The organism is Methylolobus aquaticus, from assembly GCF_054172105.1.
This window is the reverse complement of record NZ_JBSYXP010000023.1, coordinates 38,073-59,740: the sequence shown is the minus strand read 5'-3', so window position 1 is coordinate 59,740 and position 21,668 is coordinate 38,073. Positions and strand designations below refer to the sequence as shown.

General features: G+C 62.2%; 16 protein-coding genes. 9 read left to right on the top strand and 7 right to left on the bottom strand.

What is annotated here, in order from left to right; translation table 11 throughout:
• Positions 1–865 precede the first annotated feature (865 nt).
• From ACW73L_RS20825 to ACW73L_RS20795, 7 genes are read right to left on the bottom strand one after another with little or no spacing between them, the layout of a single operon-like run.
• A complete protein-coding gene (locus ACW73L_RS20825; RefSeq protein ID WP_498924489.1) occupies positions 866–2,347 on the bottom strand; it encodes a cbb3-type cytochrome c oxidase subunit I in 1,482 nt (493 codons plus the stop codon).
• A complete protein-coding gene (locus tag ACW73L_RS20820) occupies positions 2,344–2,949 on the bottom strand; it encodes a c-type cytochrome (RefSeq protein WP_498924488.1) in 606 nt (201 codons plus the stop codon). The genes ACW73L_RS20825 and ACW73L_RS20820 overlap by 4 nt, the downstream gene beginning before the upstream one ends.
• Positions 2,946–3,323: a hypothetical protein gene (locus ACW73L_RS20815; protein ID WP_498924487.1), complete on the bottom strand. Its 378-nt coding sequence runs from the start codon at positions 3,321–3,323 to the stop codon at positions 2,946–2,948. The genes ACW73L_RS20820 and ACW73L_RS20815 overlap by 4 nt, the downstream gene beginning before the upstream one ends.
• A complete protein-coding gene (locus ACW73L_RS20810) occupies positions 3,320–4,525 on the bottom strand; it encodes an HPP family protein (RefSeq protein WP_498924486.1) in 1,206 nt (401 codons plus the stop codon). The genes ACW73L_RS20815 and ACW73L_RS20810 overlap by 4 nt, the downstream gene beginning before the upstream one ends.
• Complete coding sequence (ric, locus tag ACW73L_RS20805; protein ID WP_498924485.1) at positions 4,522–5,241, bottom strand: iron-sulfur cluster repair di-iron protein; 720 nt, start codon at positions 5,239–5,241, stop codon at positions 4,522–4,524. The genes ACW73L_RS20810 and ric overlap by 4 nt, the downstream gene beginning before the upstream one ends.
• Before the next feature lie 13 nt (positions 5,242–5,254).
• Complete coding sequence (locus ACW73L_RS20800) at positions 5,255–6,250, bottom strand: 2Fe-2S iron-sulfur cluster-binding protein (protein ID WP_498924484.1); 996 nt, start codon at positions 6,248–6,250, stop codon at positions 5,255–5,257.
• A gap of 43 nt (positions 6,251–6,293) precedes the next feature.
• Positions 6,294–6,695, bottom strand: a complete 402-nt coding sequence (locus ACW73L_RS20795; protein ID WP_498924483.1) for a group I truncated hemoglobin — start codon at positions 6,693–6,695, stop codon at positions 6,294–6,296.
• Between the two features lie 190 nt (positions 6,696–6,885).
• On the opposite strand from ACW73L_RS20795, the gene ACW73L_RS20790 reads away from it, so the two are divergent.
• The 9 genes from ACW73L_RS20790 (at position 6,886) to ACW73L_RS20750 (ending at position 21,633) form a co-directional block, all read left to right on the top strand.
• Positions 6,886–7,365, top strand: a complete 480-nt coding sequence (locus ACW73L_RS20790) for an Rrf2 family transcriptional regulator (protein ID WP_498924482.1) — start codon at positions 6,886–6,888, stop codon at positions 7,363–7,365.
• A gap of 803 nt (positions 7,366–8,168) precedes the next feature.
• Positions 8,169–10,901, top strand: coding sequence for a nitrate/nitrite transporter (locus tag ACW73L_RS20785; protein WP_498924481.1), 2,733 nt, complete (start codon positions 8,169–8,171; stop codon positions 10,899–10,901).
• Positions 10,902–10,985: 84 nt separating this feature from the next.
• Positions 10,986–14,738: a nitrate reductase subunit alpha gene (locus tag ACW73L_RS20780; RefSeq protein ID WP_498924480.1), complete on the top strand. Its 3,753-nt coding sequence runs from the start codon at positions 10,986–10,988 to the stop codon at positions 14,736–14,738.
• A gap of 4 nt (positions 14,739–14,742) precedes the next feature.
• Positions 14,743–16,287 (top strand): nitrate reductase subunit beta, encoded by a 1,545-nt coding sequence (gene narH / locus ACW73L_RS20775; RefSeq protein WP_498924479.1) that lies wholly within the window; start codon positions 14,743–14,745, stop codon positions 16,285–16,287.
• Positions 16,288–16,291: 4 nt separating this feature from the next.
• On the top strand, positions 16,292–16,993 hold the full coding sequence (gene narJ / locus ACW73L_RS20770) for a nitrate reductase molybdenum cofactor assembly chaperone (RefSeq protein ID WP_498924478.1): 702 nt from the start codon (positions 16,292–16,294) through the stop codon (positions 16,991–16,993).
• A 13-nt stretch (positions 16,994–17,006) separates the two neighbouring features.
• The gene (gene narI, locus ACW73L_RS20765) at positions 17,007–17,684 is read left to right on the top strand and encodes a respiratory nitrate reductase subunit gamma (protein ID WP_498924477.1); all 678 of its coding nucleotides are present in this window, start codon (positions 17,007–17,009) and stop codon (positions 17,682–17,684) included.
• A gap of 25 nt (positions 17,685–17,709) precedes the next feature.
• A complete protein-coding gene (locus ACW73L_RS20760) occupies positions 17,710–18,807 on the top strand; it encodes a Vgb family protein (protein ID WP_498924476.1) in 1,098 nt (365 codons plus the stop codon).
• 52 nt (positions 18,808–18,859) lie between these two features.
• Positions 18,860–20,398 (top strand): alginate export family protein, encoded by a 1,539-nt coding sequence (locus ACW73L_RS20755; protein ID WP_498924475.1) that lies wholly within the window; start codon positions 18,860–18,862, stop codon positions 20,396–20,398.
• Positions 20,399–20,463: 65 nt separating this feature from the next.
• On the top strand, positions 20,464–21,633 hold the full coding sequence (locus tag ACW73L_RS20750) for an NnrS family protein (protein ID WP_498924474.1): 1,170 nt from the start codon (positions 20,464–20,466) through the stop codon (positions 21,631–21,633).
• Positions 21,634–21,668 lie beyond the last annotated feature (35 nt).

The following is a 21,668-nucleotide window of genomic DNA, read 5'->3' as shown; positions in this document are numbered from 1 at the left end:
ACCCCGCACCCAGCCGATTTGGTTCGGCGGGAAAGGTAAGGGGAATTTCAGAGCGGTTTTTCACCATCCTGCTAGTGCCTTTCCGTACCCGCGTCACCGTAGGTTTGGGTTTATCATGAATTCGCTTTTACGCTGAACCATGGGAAAGTTCTATGCGTACAATTTCCTACAAGCGTTTTGGTGAAGAATTTGTTTGCACCCCAAGAGCCGCTGGTGAATGCTGGTTCTTTTGGTGAGGCGTCTGCTTGTTTAATTGCCATTAGATCAATCGGGTAGACCTGTTTTTCTTAGGCGGTTTGCGTAATGGAATTCACCGAATCGGTTTTACCTTGTCGGACTTTCGCTCGTAGACCCGTCGCGCCGGGGTCGGCGATTGACGGTCAAGAAGTCGCATCGCATCCGTATTGGGAGTCTGGCGGATACTGTCCGGAATGAACCGATCGACAGTGCCTCGAAGCGCGAGGCGATAATTCATGATCACATTCGCCTTCGCTCGCAGGCTCGTTATGTCTCCGACCTTCGAAACCGGTAATTGCTCGATTCGGACCGGATTCGCTGGGAGTTGTGTTCGCGCATGGCGGTCAGACTGGGCGTCGTGGATCAGCTGTCGGAGCCATCGTCGCGCCGCCACTTGCAGCGCTGAGCGCTGAACCCACTTGTGGGCAACGACTTGATCGGGATGGTCGAGTGCACAGGCGTCGTCTGCGCTCCAAACGCGCAATCGACGGTTGAATCGAACCTGAGGCTGCCGCAGTCTGATGTCAGCGACACAGTTGGGGCAAGGCGATAAGCGTTGTCGCGCCGCCGCTCGAAGCGGCTGCCACGCCCTTGGGGTGGCAGCCACAGGTGAATTGAAGTTGGGACCCTAGGCCGCTTCACTCAGCGTGGGTGCTTTGCGACTCTCGCCCTTGCCGATCGTCAACAGGTCCCAGACCAGCAGAGCCACGCCGGCGCTCGTGACTAGACCGAACAGCAGCCGCCAATGCATGGCCTGCTTGAACCAGACCTGGTTCTGCGCCGCGAAGTAGCCTTCCCAGGTTGAACCACCCACGGCCCGTTCGACGAAGGACTGCTCATAGCCGGCTATCAGGAGTGCCACAGTCATGCCCATTACGCCCAGGTTAAGCAGTGCCAGCGCCCATTTCCATCGCCAGCCGTTGCCCGGCAGGTCGCCGCCCATCCAGACGTCGCCGCGCCATTTCTGCACGGCCAGATAGAAAAAGGCGATGTTGATCGTCGCGTAGGCACCGAAGAACGCCAGATGGCCGTGTGAAGCCGACCATTGCGTGCCGTGGGTGTACAGGTTGATTTGCGGCAGCGTATGCATGAACCCCCACACTCCGGCGCCCAAGAAGTTGCCGAAGGTGTGCGCGATGATCCAGGCCAGGGCCGGATGGTTGCGGCTCTTGAAGTTGTGCACACCGGCGTCGTAGACGGAATGCACGACCATCGCGACCAGCGGAATCGGCTCCAGTGCCGAGAAAAAGCCGCCGATCGAGAACCAGTAGTCGGGCGTACCGATCCAGAAGTAATGATGCCCGAGGCCCAGAATGCCGGAGCCGAACATCAGCGCGACTTCGATGTACAGCCAGGTCTGGACGATCTTGCGGCGCGCGCCCAACAGATGCATCAGGGACCACGCCATGATGCAGCCGACCAGCACTTCCCAGGTCGCTTCCACCCACAGATGAATCACCCACCACCACCAGTATTGATCAGCGGTGATATTGGTCAGGTAGAACATGCCGGCGACGTAGAGGCCGGCCAGCGCGACCAGGTCCAGGGTCAGCACGCCCGCGATACCGGACCAGCGGCCCTTCATGAAGGTGCCGGCGACGTTGTAGAAGAACACCAGCATGACCGCGACGATACCGATGTCGGCCCAGCGCGGGGCTTCGATGTATTCGCGGCCTTCGTTGATGAACCAGATGCTCGCATCCTTGCCGGGACCGGTCTGGATCAGCAGGTAGACCAGCACGACCACGGTGACTGCGGCAGTCAGCACGTAGAACGCTACATTGCCCCACTTGAGGCCGGCGATCTCGGTGCCGCTCTCGTCTTCGAGAAACCAGTAGATCGAACCGATGAAGCCGCACAGCAGCCAGACGACCATCGCGTTGATGTGCACCATCCGATTGACGTTGAAGTCGAGGATGCCATGCAGGAAACCGGGCGCGACGAACTGGATGCCGGATAGCATGCCGAACAGCACCTGTGCGAGGAAGAGTACGACTGCAACGGCGAAATACTTGACCGCAAGTTGCTGACCGCCGTTCAGATGCGGGCTGTCCAAGGCATCGAAAGCACCTGCGATCCGGTGCGGTAGAGCGGCGACGGAGTAGATCATGGCTGCACCTGTGCGTTCAGGGTCTTGAAGTTATGCGGAAAGCCGTTGGTGTCGATGGCGGACATCCATTTCAGGAAAGCGACCACGCCCTTCGCTTCTTCGTCGGTCAGGCCGAGGTTGGGCATCACGCGGCCGGAACCGAAGGTCCGTGCGTTTCGCTCCGGATCTTTCAGAAACGCGAGCATCAAGGTTTCACGGCTGGCGGCGCTGATCCAGCCGGGATCCAGCCAGGCTTTCGTCAGGTCGGGGGCGTAGTAGGCCCCATTGCCGAGGATGGTATGGCAATTCATGCAGTTCTTCGCCTGCACGGTCTTCTTGCCCAGGTCCACCAGCTTTTCCGCGTCCGGCTCGCTCAGCGACTGGCCGAACAGCGGTTCATCCTTGCCAATCACCGGGGCGTAGCGATTCTGTTTGTCGTCGAAGCGGTAGTCGATCTCCTGGTTGATCACGCTGTAGCTGCGCACCCGCTGGCCCCCGACGGAGGTCTTCGACAGTGTGTCGAAGGTCAGCACGATCAGGATCACGAACGATCCGGCGGTGACCCAGATCGCGACCTTTTTCCAGAAATCCTCCGATGACCATCGGGGCGGGTTTGCGCTCATAGCGTTTTCCTTGTTGCAGTTGAAGAAAGAGAGTGGTCTCCGTCGTGGTCTGCGGAGATTTCCCGGGTTTCGGCATGCTCAGTTAGGTGCGTGGCTGCGCAGAGATGCCAGATCGCGTGCGGCGCCAGCAGATAGCCCAGCAGCATCAGGACCGTCACCACCGTCCAGTTACCGTGCAGATGGGCGGCCCCGGCCAGCGCATAGACGGCGATAGCCAACGTCGCATAGCAACCATAGGCCCAGGGCATCAGATACCGACGTTTGCCGAGCCGCGCCCAGGCGAACAGCCCGGCATAGCCGGCGCCGAACAGAATCACCGCCGCGGCCGAAAAGAACGTCACGAAGAAATCCTGAAGCGCGACGGGTTCGATCATGATTCCGAGTCCTTGCCGGCGGCAAGCGTGATGGCGGTGATATGTCGGTACAAGGCGGCGATGAGGTCGGTTTGGGTGATCAACCCGACCAGTTTGTTCCGTTCATCGACGATCGGCACCCGGTGTAACCCGCGAGCGGTCAGGATGGGTACCAGTTCGGTGATGTGGCGGTCTTCCCGCGCGGTGATGACGGGTGTGGTCATGATTTGCCCGGCGACCTCCGGTTTCTGTGAAGTCGTTTCCCGTGTCGGCCGCAGTAACCGGCGCAAGCCTTGGCCCAGGCCCCCAAAATTTTCGGCGCGGGCATGGCGGAAGAAATCGGTCTGGGTAATGATCCCGACCACGTGGCGTCCGCGGTCGATGACAGGAAGAACTTTCACGTTTCGCGTCTGCATGAGCTGCCACACGGCTTCCAGATCGTCGCCGTATTCGACCGTGACGAGTTCGCGGGTCATGACTTGCGCGATGGTCAGCGCGCCGAACTCTCGCCGGATCGCCCGCGCGGCGGCCAGGTTGTAGATCTCGTTCAGTTCGTTTTCGCTGACATCGACGAAGGCGTTCAGGTCGTGTAACGCGGCGTGCAAATCTTCCGGGCGGATGCCGAGCCGTTCCAGCGGTGGCACTTCGCCGGTGGCCGGGAGCGCCGGCGCGGAAGTTACGGTCTGCAGCAGCCGCCGGTAGAGCAATCCGGTCAGCCACATGATGGCCAAGTTCAATCCAAGTGGCAGGGCAAGGAAATCGAGCCCCAGCGCACGAACGGGTTCGCCACCGAGGATCGGGATCAGCGCCGAGGCACCGCCAGGAGGGTGCAGGCAGCGCGCGGCGTGCATCACCAGGACGGACAAGCCGACCGCGGCGGCAGCGGCCAGCCAGGGGGCCTCGGCACTCCAGCGGGCGCACCCGATGCCGACGGCGCCCGAAAGGAGATGCCCGCCCAGCAACGGCCAGGTGCCGGCCATCGGGCTGTTCGGAACGGCAAACAGAATGACGGCCGACGCGCCCATCGATGCCAGCAGCGTGGTCAGCCCGGTGCCGCCGATGAACTGGGCCGCGACGAAGCCGGTCAGGAAGATGGCCGATGCCGTCGCGACCGAAACGCGTAGCATCTCGCCGAGACGGACCGACGGCAGATCGGCGTACCAGCGTGCCAGCCGGCTTCGAGCATGCAGTTTCGGATCGGCCGATGTCGCTGTGCGGGTCATCCAGCTCCTTCGGCCAGTGCGCGGGCTGCTGGGAAGAGTACGTTGTTTTCCAGATGGATGTGCCGCATCAGGTCGCGCTCCAGTGCTTCCAGCGCGCAGTAAGTGCTGCGGTAGGTCGCGCAAGCGTCCGCCGGTGTCGCAAAATCGTTCGTGAGGCGCCGTAACTGTTTCAGCAGGCCGCCTGCCGTTTCATGCTCGCTCAGCATCTGCCGCAGGGGCTGTTCGATCGATCCGAAGCAGGCCGCGGGAGGCGCGGGTGAGTGACCCTGCCGGTGTTGCTCACAGTCCCGGATGTAGGGAAACAGAATCCGCTCTTCCTTGGTCAGGTGAGGAGTCAACTCGGCCTGCAGCGCCAGGAACGCATCACGGATCGAGCTCAGCTCGGGATGCCGCTCGCCATGGTGTGCGGTGACCTTGTCGAGGAGATTCCGAATGCGCGGCAATTCGGCCCGGGTAAACGCGTGGTGGGTGTCGACGATGAACGCGATGAGTTCACCGAGCGTGCGGTTGGTTGCAGCGAGTTCCGCGTCGCCCGAGGACAAAGCCGTATCCAGCGCGGTCATGACCTGCTGCAGATCGTGGCCAGCGTAACTGCAGGCTTCGGCGAGGCTTTGTTGGCCGCCGCAGCAATAGTCGAAGCGGTAGTCCTCGAGCACTCGGGCGCCGGCATTTGACGAGGCCAGATCCTTCAAGGGTGTTTGCGGCGTGATGACCATCCGGTGTGCTCCTTCAGTCGATGTTGCTGGGGTTGGGTGCGCTGACGACAAAGGCGTCGGTATGAATGTCCTTCATCGCTGCGCCCGCGAGAAATGCGCGTTTCTTGGCCGATTTGACCATCTCGGGATGGCCGCACAGGTAGACGCGCCAGTTTTTCAGCGAACCCAGTTCCTCCAATGCGATGGTGTCGGCGCGACCTCGCGCGTGGCCCGAGGGTACCTCGGGTCCCGAAAGGCAGGGCGTATAGTCGAAGTTCGAATATCGCCGCGCGAGATCGCGCAATTCGTGGGCCAAATAAAGGCCGCGGCGGTCGCGGCTGCCGTGAAACAGACGAATCCGTCCGGTATGCCCGCGACGCAGTGCATCGCGCGCAATTCCGAAAAGCGGGGCCAGGCCAGACCCGGTGCCGACCAGCAACAGGCCCTGATCCTTGTCGCCATCCGTGTAGAAACAGTCGCCGGCCGGGCCCCGAATGTCGACCCGGTGCCCGGGACGGAGTTCCTCGTGAACCCATCCGCTGGCACGTCCTCGTGGAACGCGCCGTACATGCAGATGAAGATGTTCGTCCTCGTCCGGTACGCTGGCGAGCGAATAGCTTCGGCTGAGTTGCGCATTGCGGACCAGATTGATGAACTGGCCGGCACGGTAATCGAGCGGGTCATGGCATTCCAGCACAACCTTCATGACGTCCGTGTTAAGGAGTTCAAGGCCGCGAACCGTCGCCGGAATGCTCGTGTCCTGGGCCGTATCCTCCAGGGTTGCGACCGCCAGGTTTTCGGTGGGTTGACACAGACACGCCAGGAAGTGGTTGCGGGCCTTCAAAGTGTCCCGCAGCCCCTTCTGGGCAGCTGCGGGCGGCGTGCCATCCACGGCCCGCATCAGGCAGCTCTGACACAGGCCGCTGCGGCAGGAGTGCGGCACAGGGATTCCTTGTTCCAACAGGCAGTCCAGCACTGACTGCCCTTCACGGATGGGCCAGGCATCGCGGGCGTAACGCAGGATCGGCATCGCTCTCGCGTTCCTTCTATTTACCGGCTTGATGGGCCGGCAATCAGCGGTTCAGCACGTCGCTACGGGTACTTTCAGCGATTCCGCCGACCTGAGCGATCAGTTCCTCGCGAACTCCCAGTTCGCGCAGCGTCGACGCCAGATTCTCGATGACCGCATTGACGTGGCCGTCGTTAAGACCCCGCGGGATCAGGTGCGCATGAGCGCGACGCATGTCCTGGCCGGTGTAGTGGTGCGGCCCACCGAATGCCATGGTCAGGAAGGCCTTCTGCTTCGCAGCTTGCTGGTCCATGTCCACGTCTTCGAAGAAGTGGCTGATGCGGTCATCGCTCAGCACCTTGCGGTAGAAGATGTCCACCGCGGCGTCCACCGCCGGTTCTCCGCCGAGTTGGGCATACAGGGAATCGTGAGTCTGGGTCCACCAGTCGCTCATCTTGCTGGTCATGCGTTTGATCTCCGGGCATAGTAAACTGGATTTATGATACAAGTTATCGCGCAAGGACAAGGTGTCGCGTTCCTTAATGTGTCGAGACAAACATGTATCTGGAGTGAAAGAATAAGAAGCTAATTTCGTGCTGTCAATGACCTTGATCATTGAATCGTACGTGATTGCGAATTTTTAAGAAGTAGATGAGATGCAGCTTACGCAGTTCACGGATTATTCGCTGCGGGTGTTGATCTACCTGGCAAGACTGCCGGCGCCCGGGGTCGCGACCGTTTCCGATATCGCCCGTCATCACGGCGTCTCGCGCAATCACCTCGTCAAGGTCGTGCACAATCTTGCGACTCACGGCTTCATCCAGACGACCCGGGGCAAAGGCGGAGGGATGCAACTGGCGAGGCCGGCGCGCATGATCGGCGTGGGCGAGGTGGTGCGTGTGACGGAGCCCAATATGAATCTGGTCGAGTGTTTTGACCCGAAGCTCAACCAATGCCGGATCGTCCGAGGTTGCTTCCTGAAGGCGATCCTGCATGAGGCGCGACGATCGTTCATGCAGGTGCTGGACCAGTACACACTCGCGGACGCGGCGAGCGTCAATGCGGTAGCCCCGAACGAGTTGTTGGAGCTTGTCGAGAGTGCGTCGGAAATCGCTGGCCCAAACGGTGGAAAATGAGCAATTTTCTCTTGTCGAAACGCACTACTTCGAGACCTTGTGTCCGGTGCTTCAGGATCCTCCGTCGTTGATTCTGTAGGACTGTCGGGAGCTTTCCCACGAGACACCGCTGCACGCGATCATCCTGCAGGCGGTGCCACTTGAGGGAGGCGCATCATCGGCCGAGGATTCCGATCCCGCCTCGACACGCCCGGCGCTGGACGGCTTTTCCCGCGGGCGAGGTCCACGTCCGTCCTACGGAAGCGATCGTCCGCGATCTCCATCGGCGCAATAGTTCTGCTGCTTTGCGAGTGGGACGAGCCGATTTCCGCTCATCGCCCGTTGTTCTGCCCGCGGTTGCGCGGGCGCCGCCGGATGGGCGTTCAGCGCTGTCACGCTGCAACGGCTGCAGACCCCGGACTGGGGAAGATATCCTCCGTCCCGATCGAAGCCCACTCCGGGCCCCCGACCGCTCGCCTGGCTTCGCGCTGTGTTATCCCCTTCTGATCGCTGACCGAAAGCCTCCAACCGTCTGATCTCGTTCTCGCTGATTTCGGCCGGATGCGACCCCCCACCCACGCGGATGGTGTTACCGGGCTGAAGCCGTATGGTAATAAACTGCACCCATAATGCAGGTTCATTCGGGTGCGTGCCTTGACGTGTATTCATGTGGAATCTATCCTGCCACTATAAAGATGCACAGAAAATACATGTCATAGGGCTCTGATCGAGGGCGCCAGTCCGACGCTTCTCGTCGCTGCCTGGTCCAGCATGGCGAACTCGGGTGGCCAGGCCGCCGGACCGCACTCAGGGATCAAGGATTTATGAGCACATCCGTACCGGGAGTCACGACGCAATACGGTCCACCCTCGATGCCTCCGCCCCAAGCTTCGAATGGCGCCCCAGCGCGCCGCGCGCTGGTTCTGAGCACGGTTGCCTTCACGGTTTGCTTCGCCGTCTGGACGATCTTCTCGATCATCGGCCTGCAGATCCAGCGGGAGCTCGGATTGAGCGAAACCGAGTTTGGCCTGCTGGTCGGCACGCCGATTCTGACGGGTTCCCTGATCCGGCTGGTACTGGGGGTGTGGACGGATCAGTACGGTGGCCGGACGATTTATTCCGTGCTGATGCTTTCCGCTGCCGCGGCCACCTTCTTGCTGACTCTGGCGCACAGTTACACCGGCTACCTGATCGCCGCGCTCGGTGTGGGAGTCGCCGGCGGTTCCTTCGCGGTGGGCATCACCTATGTTTCGCGCTGGTTTCCGGCAGGTCGGCAGGGTTTTGCACTCGGCATTTTTGGTGTGGGCAACGTCGGCGCGGCGGTGACGAAATTCCTTGCTCCGTTCGTGCTGGTCGCCTTCGGCTGGCGCACCGTAGCGCTGGTCTGGGCGGCAGCAATCGCGGTGATGGGGATCGTGTTCTGGTTTGCGGCCGAGGACGACCCGATGTTGCGGGAGCGCCGCAAGCAGCGGCTACCGGCCCAGCCGTTCATGGACCAGCTCCAACCGCTGAAGGACGTTCAGGTCTGGCGTTTTTCGCTGTACTACTTCTTCGTGTTCGGTGGCTTCGTCGCGCTGGCCCTGTGGTTGCCGCGCTATCTCGTCGGCGCCTACGCGATGGACATCGAGACAGCCGGGATGCTCGGTGCGCTGTACTCGATCCCGGGCAGCCTGTTTCGGGCCTTCGGCGGTTGGATGTCCGATCGAATCGGTGCGCGTCGGGTCATGTACTGGACCTTTGGTGTGTCGGCTGTGATCACGTTCCTGCTGTCGTATCCGCCGACCGACTACGTGGTGCATGGCGTCCACGGCCCGCTCACCTTCAGTCTGGCGATCGGCCCTACGGTCTTCGTGATGCTGATGTTCGTGCTGGGGTTGTTCATGTCACTGGGCAAGGCGGCCGTTTACAAGCACATCGCGGTTTACTATCCCGACAGCGTGGGAGCGGTCGGCGGCGTTGTCGGCATGATCGGCGGACTGGGCGGGTTCCTGCTGCCCCTGACCTTTGGCATGTTGAATGACGTGATCGGCATCTGGAGCAGCTGCTTCATGCTGTTGTTCGTCGTCGTGATGATCGCGCTGGTCTGGATGCATCTGGCGATCCAGCAGCGTGAATTGAATCTCCTGCATCGCTTGGCCGGCATCGCACAGTATTTTCCCGAACTGCCGCATCCGGCGCCGCGACTGCTGACCGTGTGGGAGCCGGAGGATCCGGCGTTCTGGGCCACAACGGGCAAACGCATCGCTACGCGCAACCTGTGGATATCAATCCCTGCGCTCCTGCTGTCGTTTGCGGTCTGGATGGTATGGAGCGTCGTCGTCATCAACTTGCCGAATCTCGGCTTTCCTTACAGCACGAACCAGCTGTTCTGGCTGGCGGCCTTGCCGGGCCTGTCCGGCGCGACGCTGCGCATCTTCTATTCCTTCATGGTGCCGATTTTTGGCGGGCGGCGATGGACCACGATCGCGACGGCTTCGCTGCTGCTGCCCGCTCTGTGGATCGGCTTCGCCGTCCAGAATCCGGAGACGCCGTATCTCGTCATGCTGGTGCTGTCACTGCTGTGTGGTCTGGGCGGCGGCAATTTCGCCTCCAGCATGGCGAACATCAGTTTCTTCTATCCCCAGGCGCAGAAGGGAACGGCTCTCGGCTTGAATGCGGGGCTCGGCAACCTCGGCGTCAGCGCGGTGCAGTTCGTTGTGCCGTTGGCCATCACGGTCGGCCTGTTCGGCGAACTCGGGGGACCCTCGCAGACCCTGCTGCGCGAGGGTGCGGAACAGCAGGTCTGGCTGCAGAATGCTGGATTCATCTGGGTCCCGTTCATCGCGGTGACGGCATTGGCCGCCTGGTTCGGCATGAACGACATCGAGTCGGCGAAGGCCACGTTCGCCGACCAGATGGTGATTTTCAAGCGCAAGCACAACTGGTTGATGTGCTGGCTCTACACCGGGACGTTTGGCTCGTTTATCGGCTATTCGGCCGGACTGCCGCTGCTGATCAAGACCCAGTTTCCCGCGATCGACGCCACGCGGTACGCCTTCATGGGCCCACTGGTTGGTGCGTTGCTCCGGCCCGTCGGCGGTTGGCTCGCCGACCGGCTTGGCGGGGCGCGGGTCACGCTCTGGAACTTCGTCCTGATGGGCCTGGGTGTGCTAGCAGTGCTGCACTTCCTGCCCGAGGGCGGCGCGTCCGGCGATTTTGCGGGGTTCCTGACGGCCTTCGTCCTGCTGTTCGCGACGACCGGTATCGGTAATGGTTCGACGTTCAGGATGATCCCTGTGATCTTCCTGAGGATGCACCTCGGGCTGTCCGCAGGAAGCGACGCAGCGGCAGAGAGCCGATCGCGACGTGACGCTGCCAGGGAATCCGCTGCCGTTCTGGGGTTCAGTTCGGCCGTCGCGGCGTACGGTGCGTTCTTCATTCCGAAGAGCTTCGGCACCTCGATTGCAGTCACTGATGGGCCGGAAGCAGCGCTCTACGCTTTTTTGCTCTTTTACGTGAGCTGCGTCGCGCTGACGTGGTGGTACTACGCCCGGAGGCATGCGGAGATGCCGTGCTGATGCATGCGACTTGCGGCCAACACGGGCAGGGAACAGGCCACCTGTCGACGGCTGCCGTACCGATCCATTCGAGGGGATGAACCGATGAGTGCTTTTCTCGATCGTCTGACGTTTTTCAAGAAGAAGGTCGATACCTTCTCCGGCGGGCACGGGATCGTGACCAACGAGGACCGGTCCTGGGAGGATGCCTACCGGCTTCGCTGGCAGCACGACAAGGTCGTTCGCTCGACGCACGGCGTCAACTGCACGGGTTCCTGCAGTTGGAAGATCTACGTCAAGAATGGGCTGGTGACCTGGGAAACCCAGCAGACCGACTATCCGCGGACCCGCCCGGACATGCCGGATCACGAGCCGCGCGGTTGTTCGCGCGGGGCCAGTTATTCCTGGTACCTGTACAGCGCCAATCGGCTCAAATATCCGATGCTGAGGGGCCGCCTAGCGGAACTCTGGCGCGACGCACGTCGCTCGCTCGAACCCGTCGCAGCCTGGGCGTCTCTCGTCGAGAACCCCGAGAAGGCGGCGGCGTACAAATCGCGCCGGGGTCTCGGCGGTTTCATCCGTTCGGACTGGGATGAGGTGGAAGAGATCATCGCCGCGGCCAATGTCTACACCATCAAGATGTTCGGCCCGGATCGTATCATCGGATTCTCACCGATTCCGGCGATGTCGATGGTGTCGTATGCGGCCGGCTCGCGTTACCTGTCGCTGATCGGTGGTACCTGCATGAGTTTCTACGACTGGTACTGCGATCTGCCGCCGGCATCGCCGCAGACCTGGGGCGAGCAGACCGACGTGCCGGAATCGGCCGACTGGTACAACGCCACCTTCCTGATCCTGTGGGGTTCGAACGTGCCGCAGACACGCACGCCGGACGCCCATTTCTACACCGAGGTACGCTACAAGGGCGCAAAAAGCGTCGTGATCTGTCCCGATTACAGCGAGGCGTCGAAGTTCGCAGATGTCTGGCTGCATCCGAAACAGGGGACCGATGCGGCGCTGGCAATGGCGTTCGGCCACGTGATCCTGAAGGAGTTCCACCTCGACCATCCGCAACCGTATTTCACCGAATACGCGCGGCAGAACACCGATTTACCTTTTCTGGTCCGGCTGGTGCCGCATGGTGACGGCTACGCACCGGAGCGCTTCCTGCGGGCCTCCGAGTTGTCCGGCGCGGCAGGGCAGGGCGCCAACCCGGAATGGAAGACCGTCGCCCTCGACCAGGACAGTAGCGCACTCGTCATTCCGCAGGGCTCGGTCGGCTTTCGCTGGAACCCGGCGGAGGGCGAACGGGGGCGATGGAATCTGGAACCGCGGACCGCCGACGGGCAGGAATGCCGGTTGCGCCTGAGCCTGATCGACGTTCGGGACGACGTGCTGCCGGTGCTGTTTCCGTACTTCGCTGGCTCACCGCATCCCCACTATGCGCATACCGAACACGCTGCGCTGCAGCGCCGACACGTCCCGGTCCGACGGGTCACGCTGGCGGACGGCTCGGTGGTGAATGTGGCGACGGTCCTCGATCTGCTGATAGCGAACTACGGCATCGATCGCGGACTCGGTGGCGGCGATGTTGCTGCGAGCTACGACGACGATCTCCCCTATACACCCGCCTGGCAGGAACGCATCACCGGTGTGCCGCGCCGGGACGTGATTGCCGTCGCCCGGCAGTTCGCCGAGAACGCGGCGAAAACGGAAGGCAAGTCGATGGTGATCGTCGGTGCCGGTCTGAATCACTGGTACCACATGGACATGAACTACCGCGGCATCATCAACCTGCTGATGCTTTGCGGTTGTGTCGGCCAGTCCGGCGGGGGCTGGGCGCACTATGTCGGCCAGGAAAAGCTTCGACCCCAAACCGGCTGGCTGCCGTTGGCGTTTGCTCTGGACTGGCACCGTCCGCCGCGTCAGATGAACAGCACCTCCTTCTTTTATGCGCACACCGACCAGTGGCGCTATGAGCAGCTGTCGGTCCGCGAGATCCTGTCGCCGTTGGTTGATCCCGGCGAGTGGACCGGCAGCCTCATCGACTACAACGTCCGGGCCGAACGGATGGGTTGGCTGCCTTCGGCGCCCCAGTTGGCGGCCAATCCGCTGGCGGTTTGTCGAGAGGCCGCCGCGGCGGGACAGGATCCGGCCGCGTACGCGTTGGAACAACTGCGACGCGGGGCGCTCGGATTTGCCTGCGAGGACCCCGATAACCCGAAGAATTTCCCGCGCAATCTGTTCGTGTGGCGCTCGAACCTGCTCGGGTCGTCCGGCAAGGGCCATGAGTATTTCCTGAAGCATCTGCTTGGAACCACCCACGGCGTGCAGGGCAAGGATCTGGGCGCCGAAGGCGGAACCAAGCCCGAGGAGGTCGCGTGGCATGATCCGGCCCCGGAGGGCAAGCTCGATCTACTGGTCACGCTGGACTTCCGGATGTCCACAACCTGTATGTACTCGGACATTGTGCTGCCCACGGCGACCTGGTACGAGAAGAATGACCTCAATACCTCGGACATGCATCCGTTCATTCATCCGCTCTCCAGGGCGGTGGACCCGGCCTGGGAGTCCCGCAGCGACTGGGAAATCTATAAGCAGATCGCGCGCCGCTTCTCGGAACTGGTGCCCGGGCACCTCGGTGTCGAGCGCGACCTGGTACTGACACCCCTGCTGCACGACACACCGGCGGAGTTGGCCCAGGCGCTGGACGTCCGGGACTGGAAGCGCGGCGAGTGCGAGCCGATTCCGGGCAAGACCCTGCCAGGCATGACCGTCGTCGAGCGCGACTATCCGAATACCTATCGGAAGTTCACCGCGCTGGGGCCGCTGCTGAACACGCTCGGTAACGGCGGCAAGGGGATCGCCTGGAAGACCGAAGTCGAGGTTGCGCAACTTGCGGCCCTGAATCGCACCGTTACCGAGCCGGGAGTTGCCCACGGCCTGCCGCGCATCGAATCCGACATCGACGCCGCCGAGGTCATCCTGATGCTGGCACCGGAGACCAATGGGCAGGTTGCGGTCAGGGCCTGGGAGGCGTTGAGTCGGGTCACCGGGCGTGATCACACCCACCTTGCCCGTGCGCGGGAGGACGACAAGATCCGCTTTCGCGACATCCAGGCGCAACCGCGCAAGATCGTGTCGTCGCCGACCTGGAGCGGGCTGGAATCGGAGCACGTGTCCTACACCGCCGGCTACACCAATGTGCACGAACGGATTCCGTGGCGGACGCTGACCGGACGGCAGCAGTTCTATCAGGATCATGCCTGGATGCGCGCGTTCGGCGAGACGCTGTGTGTGTACAAGCCCCCGGTCGACACACGGTCGGTCGAGGGGGTGCGGGGGCGTAAGCCGAATGGCCATCCGGAGATCGTGCTGAATTTCATCACGCCGCACCAAAAATGGGGCATACACAGCACCTACACCGACAACCTGCTGATGCTCACCCTGTCGCGCGGGGGACCGATCGTGTGGCTCAGCGAAACCGACGCGGCCGCCGCCGGCATACGGGACAACGACTGGATCGAGGTCTTCAACGTCAACGGTGCGCTGACGGCGCGCGCCGTGGTCAGCCAGCGCGTGCCCGACGGCATGACGATGATGTACCACGCGCAGGAAAAGATCATGAACACGCCCGGTTCCGAGATCACCGGCACCCGCGGCGGTATCCACAACTCGGTGACGCGGGCGACGCTGAAGCCGACCCACATGATCGGCGGTTACGCGCAGCAGAGCTATGGCTTCAACTACTACGGTACGGTCGGCAGCAACCGCGACGAGTTCGTGATCGTGCGCAAGATGAACCGGATCGACTGGCTGGATGATGAGCCAGCGCCCGTCGCGCCACTGGAGAGCTAAGAACATGAAAGTGCGAGCACAACTGGGCATGGTGCTGAACCTGGACAAGTGCATCGGCTGCCATACCTGCAGCGTCACGTGCAAGAACGTCTGGACCTCGCGCGATGGGGTCGAGTACGCCTGGTTCAACAACGTCGAAACGAAACCGGGCATCGGCTTTCCGAAGGAGTGGGAAAACCAGCAACGCTGGAACGGCGGCTGGGTACGGAAGCCCAATGGCCGACTGGAACCCAGGGCCGGCGGCCGCTCGAAACTGCTCGCGAACATCTTCGCCAATCCGGACCTGCCGGAAATCGACGACTACTACGAACCGTTCGATTTCGACTATGCCCATCTGCAACAGGCGGCGGACACTAAGGCCATGCCGACGGCTCGACCTCGTTCGACCCTGACCGGGCTGCGCATGGAGAAGATCGATTGGGGCCCGAACTGGGAGGAGATCCTCGGCACGGAGTTCGAATCGCGCGCCCGCGACGTCAACTTCGAAGCGGTCCAGAAGGAGATCTACGGAAAGTTCGAACACACGTTCATGATGTACCTGCCGCGGCTGTGCGAGCACTGCCTGAACCCGAGCTGCGTCGCTTCGTGTCCATCGGGCGCGATTTACAAGCGCGAGGAGGACGGCATCGTGCTGATCGATCAGGACAAATGCCGGGGCTGGCGCATGTGTGTATCCGGCTGTCCCTACAAGAAGATCTACTACAACTGGCAGACCGGCAAGTCGGAGAAATGCATCTTCTGCTATCCGCGCATCGAGGCGGGCGAGCCCACGATCTGTTCGGAGACCTGCGTGGGACGGATTCGCTACATCGGCGTGTTGCTTTACGATGCCGACCGCATCGAACAGGCGGCGGCCGTGCCCGGCGAGAAGGACCTGTACCAGTCGCAGCTCGAACTGTTCCTCGATCCGAATGACGAAGCCGTGTGCCGCGAAGCCCGCCGCGCCGGAATTCCGGATTCCTGGCTGGAGGCCGCGCGCCAGTCGCCGGTGTACAAGCTCGCAATCGACTGGAAACTGGCCTTTCCGCTGCATCCGGAGTTTCGCACCCTGCCGATGGTCTGGTACGTCCCGCCGCTGTCACCCATCCAGGCAGCTGCGGACAGCGGCGAACTCGGGCTGAACGGGGAGATCCCCAATGTCCGTTCGCTGAGAATCCCACTGCGCTACCTGGCCAATCTGCTGACGGCCGGCGACGAAGCCCCCATTGAGCAGGCGCTGGAGCGTCTGCTCGGAATGCGGGCGTATCAGCGACGCCGGTATGTGGAGGGTGTCCTCGATGCCTCGCTGCTCGACCGTGTCGGTCTCACGGAAGCGCAGGTCGACGAGATGTACCGTTATCTGGCGCTTGCCAACTACGAGGATCGCTTCGTGATTCCGACCAGCCATCGGGAATACGCGAGCGCGACCTTCGATGCATTCGGCGAACGGGGGGGCTGTGGCTTCAGCTTCGGCGAGGGCTGTGACGGCCGTCCGAATCTGTTCGGACGCAAGTCGCCGACCGCGCGCAGGGCCTTTCCCATCAAGGTGGCGGCTCAGCGCAAGGAGTAGGGCGATGAGGATACTCAAAGCGCTGTCGGCGCTCTTGTGTTACCCGACGGCGGAACTGATCGACGCCCTGCCGGAGGTTCAGGAATGGATCGAGCGGGACCGCGATCTCGGCCAGGAAAGCCAGTCAGGGCTGTCTGTCCTGGCAAGAGACCTTTGCCAAACCGCGCTCATCGAGTCGCAACAGCGCTATGTCGAACTGTTCGACCGCGGCAGGGCGCTGTCGCTCCACCTGTTCGAACATGTCCACGGCGAATCACGCGACCGCGGGCAGGCCATGGTAGACCTGGTGGATCTCTATGAGGCCCACGGGTTCGAACTCGCAGCACGCGAGTTGCCGGATTACCTGCCACTGCTGCTGGAGTTCCTATCCCTGATTCCGCCCCAGGAGGCACGGGACCAACTGCGGAATGCGTCGCCAATTCTCGGTTTGATCGGCGCGCGCCTGCATGAGCGGCGCAGTTCGTACCGCGCGATATTCGACGCACTGGGTGATCTGGCGGGGTCCTCGCTGGATGAAGTGGTCGCGATCTACCGTGCCGTTGCCACCGAACCACCGGATGACGCGCTGCTACATATGGACGAAATATGGGCAGAGGAAGCGATCTCGTTTCTCAATCCAGGAACTGGCTGCGGATCCCGGCGGACCGACGAGCGCCCGATTCAGCTCGACGCAGTCACCACCCATCGCTGTGTTCCCAAAGCCTGAAGGAGCTGCCGCCATGTCCTATCTCGATACCCTGCTGTTTGGCATATACCCCTATATCGCTGGTTCAGTTTTTCTCCTCGGCAGTCTGGTGCGCTTTGAACGCGATCAGTTCACCTGGAAGAGCGGCTCCAGCCAGTTGCTGCGTGCCGGTGAGCTACGTAAAGGCAGCCTCTATTTTCATGCGGGGATTTTGCTGCTGTTCGTCGGACATTTCGTCGGCCTGTTGACGCCGCCCGCGGTCTATCATGCACTGGGCCTCACGACCTCCGCGAAGCAACTTCTCGCTGTGGTCGCGGGAGGAGTGTTTGGCGGCCTGTGCCTCTACGGCCTGTTCATTCTGATGCGGCGGCGGTTGACCGATCCCCGCATCCGTGCCACCAGCACGCGCATGGACATCGTGCTGCTGTATCTGCTGATGGCGCAACTTGTGCTAGGGCTGCTGACCCTGCCGATCTCGCTGTTTCATCTCGATGGCAGCAATATGTTGCGGCTCGCCGAGTGGGCGCAGCGCATCGTGACGTTCCGCGCCGGAGCTGCCGAGCAGGTCGCCCAGGTGAGCTGGGTGTTCAAGCTGCACCTGACCCTTGGCATCACCCTGTTCCTGATCTTTCCGTTCAGCCGTCTCGTGCACATCTGGAGCGCACCGCTCGGCTACCTGGTTCGCCCCTACCAAGTCGTGCGGCAACGCTGAAGCCACGCTGAAGCGAGACGATGACATGAACAGAAATCCACTACTTCAGGCAGCCTGGCGCGTCGGCTTGCTGCTGACTTGCGTGTCTTGTGTCGCGGCGGAAACGGCCGAGAAGGTCTATGTCGCGCTCGAGGGGGAAGGCGCCGTTGCGGTTGTCGATCCGCTGAGTCGGCAAGTCGTGCACCGCATCGATCTGACCGAAACGGTAGGCGCTGAGTCGATCTCTCGCGCGCCGCACAATGTGCAGGTCGCTCCCGACGGGAAATCGGTTTGGGTGACGGCGAATGCGCAGGGCCATCACGGGCATGCCGGCGAGGCGCAGGAGTCGGGTGCGCCGCCGTCGCCGGATCAGGTCATCGTCATCGATCCGGTTTCCGATGTGGTGGTGCGACGCATCGATGTCGCGCCCATGGCGCACCTGTCGCATGTCGTCGTTGCGCCGGACGGAAAGACTGCTTTCGTCAACGCGCAGAATCTGCATCGCATCTACCGCATCGACACCAGCCATGGCCGCATCCTCGGCTTCACGGGTGTCGCGGGCCTGGGGCCGCATGGGATGCGGTTGTCACCGGATGGTCGTCAGGGCTTTCTGGCGATGCTGGACGGGCGGAGTCTGGGTATTCTGGATGCCCAGACGGGTGGTATGACGGTGGTTCCGCTCGGCGGCGCGGCGGTGCAGGCCGGGATCACCGCGGACGGACGGACCGCCGTGGCCAGTGTCTACGATACCAAGCAGGTGGCACTGTACGACGTGGCAAGCCGGACTCTGGCCTACGTCGATCTACCGGGTGACGCGAAAGGTCCGGTGCAACTTTACCCGACCCCGGATTCCCGTTTCCTTTACGTCGCCGATCAGGGTGTTTACTTTGGGCAGCCGGCCGGTGATCGGTGCTATAAGCTCGACCTCGCCGGTCGGCGGGTGATCAAGGCGATCCCGGCCGGTCATGCTCCGCATGGGGTCGTGGTTTCTGCCGACGGCAAGTTTGTCTACCTCAGTAATCTGCTCAGTGACGATGTGTCGGTGATCGACACCCGGAGCGATGTCGAGGTTGCGCGGATACCGGTCGGAAGGGAACCGAACGGCATCAGCGCGTGGTCGGCGCAAAGCGGTGGGACGCCCTGACCCGTCGCGTGGGGCACGCCGGGAGCGCCCACAGGATCACGGGCCAAAGCCGATGGACTGTGGGGAGACCGCCTTCGAAGGCGTGTCCGCACGGGTCGCTGGCCCCGGCGGCCGCGTCCGGTATCGTGACGCCTGGCCTTTTGCGGTGGTGCTTGCCGCGAGCCCTTTCGCGCTCTGTGCCGCGGACGCCGGTGATGCCAAACCGTGGAAGGCGGAGACCGAGGTCACGGAAGGCAACCATGTGCGCTTTGAGCTGAACGAGCGCATCCGCGGTGAGTTTGTCGATTGGTTCGGCGACCCAATCGTTAGGGGTCGGGTCACCGAACGCGACAGTGACTACACCTTCGCCGGTAACAAATTGCAGCTGGGTATCCGGGTTCGTGGAGAGCGGTTTGAAGGTTTCGCCCAATTCCAGAATTCGACGGTCGCCGCCTTGCCATCGAATGGTGTCGGCCTCGGTGCCGTGTATTACGCGAATACGCCGACGACAACCCAGAACGCGGCGTTCCTGCGGCAAGGCTGGTTGAAGCTGCGGCATGACGGGTTTTACGTGAGCGCTGGCCGGCAACTGTATTCCGACGCGGCGCAGGGACCCGCCAGACAGTGGAATCTCAAGTGGATCCAGGAGACCCGGCTGGCACAGCGGCTGATCGGTCCATTCGAATACACGCACACCGGGCGTAGCTTCGACGGCGGCACCGTCGGCTACCTCGCCGAGGACGTCGAAATCCAGGGTTTTGCCTTCATGCCGACCTCCGGTGGCTTCGAGATCAATGGCATGAACACCATAACTGACATCAACGTGGCCGGTTTGACTGCGAATCTGCGCGATTCGGAGCGGTTCAGGAACACGATCGGACAGCTATCGTATTACTACTACAGCGACGATCGCGGTCTGGTGGCTGCCGACAATCGGCCGGAGACCGTCCGCGTTGCGAACCGCGGCAAGCCCATCGAAATCCACACTCTTGGCGTCTGGGGCGCTCATGCGCTGCCGATCGGTCCGGGCGTTCTGGACGGCATGCTCTACAACTACGGTCAGTTCGGCGACTGGCAGAATCTGAGCCAGGGTTCCTGGGCGTATGGCGCGGAACTTGGCTATCAATTCAACGAGGTTTGGAGCAGCCCCTGGCTGCGCGCCGGCATCAACAGCGCCTCGGGGGATGCCAATCCCGATGATCGCGATCATCAGACCTTTTTCCAGATGCTGCCGACAGCTTGGCTTTACGCCCAGTTCCCTTTCTACAACATGATGAACAACCAGGACGTGTTCGTGCAGGCTTTGCTGAGACCCGACCCGACGCTGCTGGTAAGACTCGATTTCCACTGGCTCAGCGTCAGCCAGAGCCGTGATCTGGTCTACAGCGGTGGGGGTGCCACCAGTAACACCTATTTCGGTTTCAACGGCAATCCGACGGGCGGCTTCGATGATCTGGCCTACCTCACGCACCTGATGGTCAACTACAAGCCGCTTGATTATCTGGCCTTCAATCTGTTCTACAGCCACGCCTTTGGCCAGAGCATCATCAATGCCCAATATACCGCCCGGCCCGGCAACTACGGCTTCGTCGAAGCCATCGTGTCGTTCTGAGGAGCGGCCGACGGGGTGTTGAACGAAGCGAACCTCAACAGTCTCAACCTCCAGCGAGTCGCATGATGCGTCCAAACCGATTCGAACTCTTGTTCAGCTATGGTTTCCGGCCTTTTTTTCTGCTGGTCGGCGTCTACGCGGTCGTCATCGTCGCGCTCTGGGGTTTGATCCTGGCGGGTGTGCTGGGCTGGTCCGGCTCGGTTTCGGCGTTCATGGGACATGGCCATGAGATGGTTTTCGGGTTCGCCGGCGGCGCCATTGCCGGGTTTCTGCTAACGGCTGTCGCGACCTGGACTGGTCGGCCCCCGATCGCCGGACTCCCGCTGCTGGTGCTGAGCGGGCTTTGGCTTCTCGCGCGGATCGCTGCCTTGTGCCCGGGTCGGATGAGTTTCTCGGTCTGGGCCATCGGAAGCGGTCTGTTCTGGCTGACCTTGTGCCTATTGCTCGCGCGGGAGGTGTTCGCAGCGCGCAATACGCGAAACTTCAAGGTGCCGGGACTGTTGCTTGCCTTTTTGGTCGCCGAGGCGGTGTTCTTCGCCGCGGGCCCTGAGCACGGCGACATTCAGGCTGCCTGCTTGCGGGTGGGGTTGTTCCTGGTCCTGGGAATGATTTCGCTGGTCGGCGGCCGCATCCTGCCTGCCTTCACCCAAAACTGGCTGCGTGCGAACCGGCCGGAGATTGCGGGTCCGCTGCCGACATTCGACCGTCTCGACCAGGCAGCGGTGTGGCTGATGGCGCTGTTCGCCGTGGCGTGGGTGGCGGTGCCCGATGCCGTGGGGACCGGCTGGCTCGGATTGGCTGCGGCGGCCGCACAGGCGGCGCGGCTGGTCCGTTGGCGCGGCTGGCTGGCGACTTCGGAACCGCTGTTGTGGATCCTGCATCTGGGCTATGCCTGGATACCGATCGGTTTTGCGCTGCTCGGTCTCGCGTCCATCACGGGGTGGGGGCTGCGTGATGCGGGTTTACATGCCCTCGCCTACGGCGCGATCGGCACCATGATTCTCGCGGTGGCGGCCCGCGTGGCGCTCGGCCATACCGGAAGGCCGCTGATCGCCTCGGCCCGAATGCGGTGGGCCTTCGTACTGATTACCGTGGGTACCCTGGGACGGGTCGCGTCGGTGTTCGTGAACGAAGGCTTATGGCTGTCCGCTGTATCCTGGGTCGCCGCCTATGGGCTATTCATCACCCAGTACGCGCCGATCCTGCTGCAGCCGCGAGTGGACGGCAAATGCTAGCGGCGAGCTGGGCCGATGCATCGGCCGGAACCGGA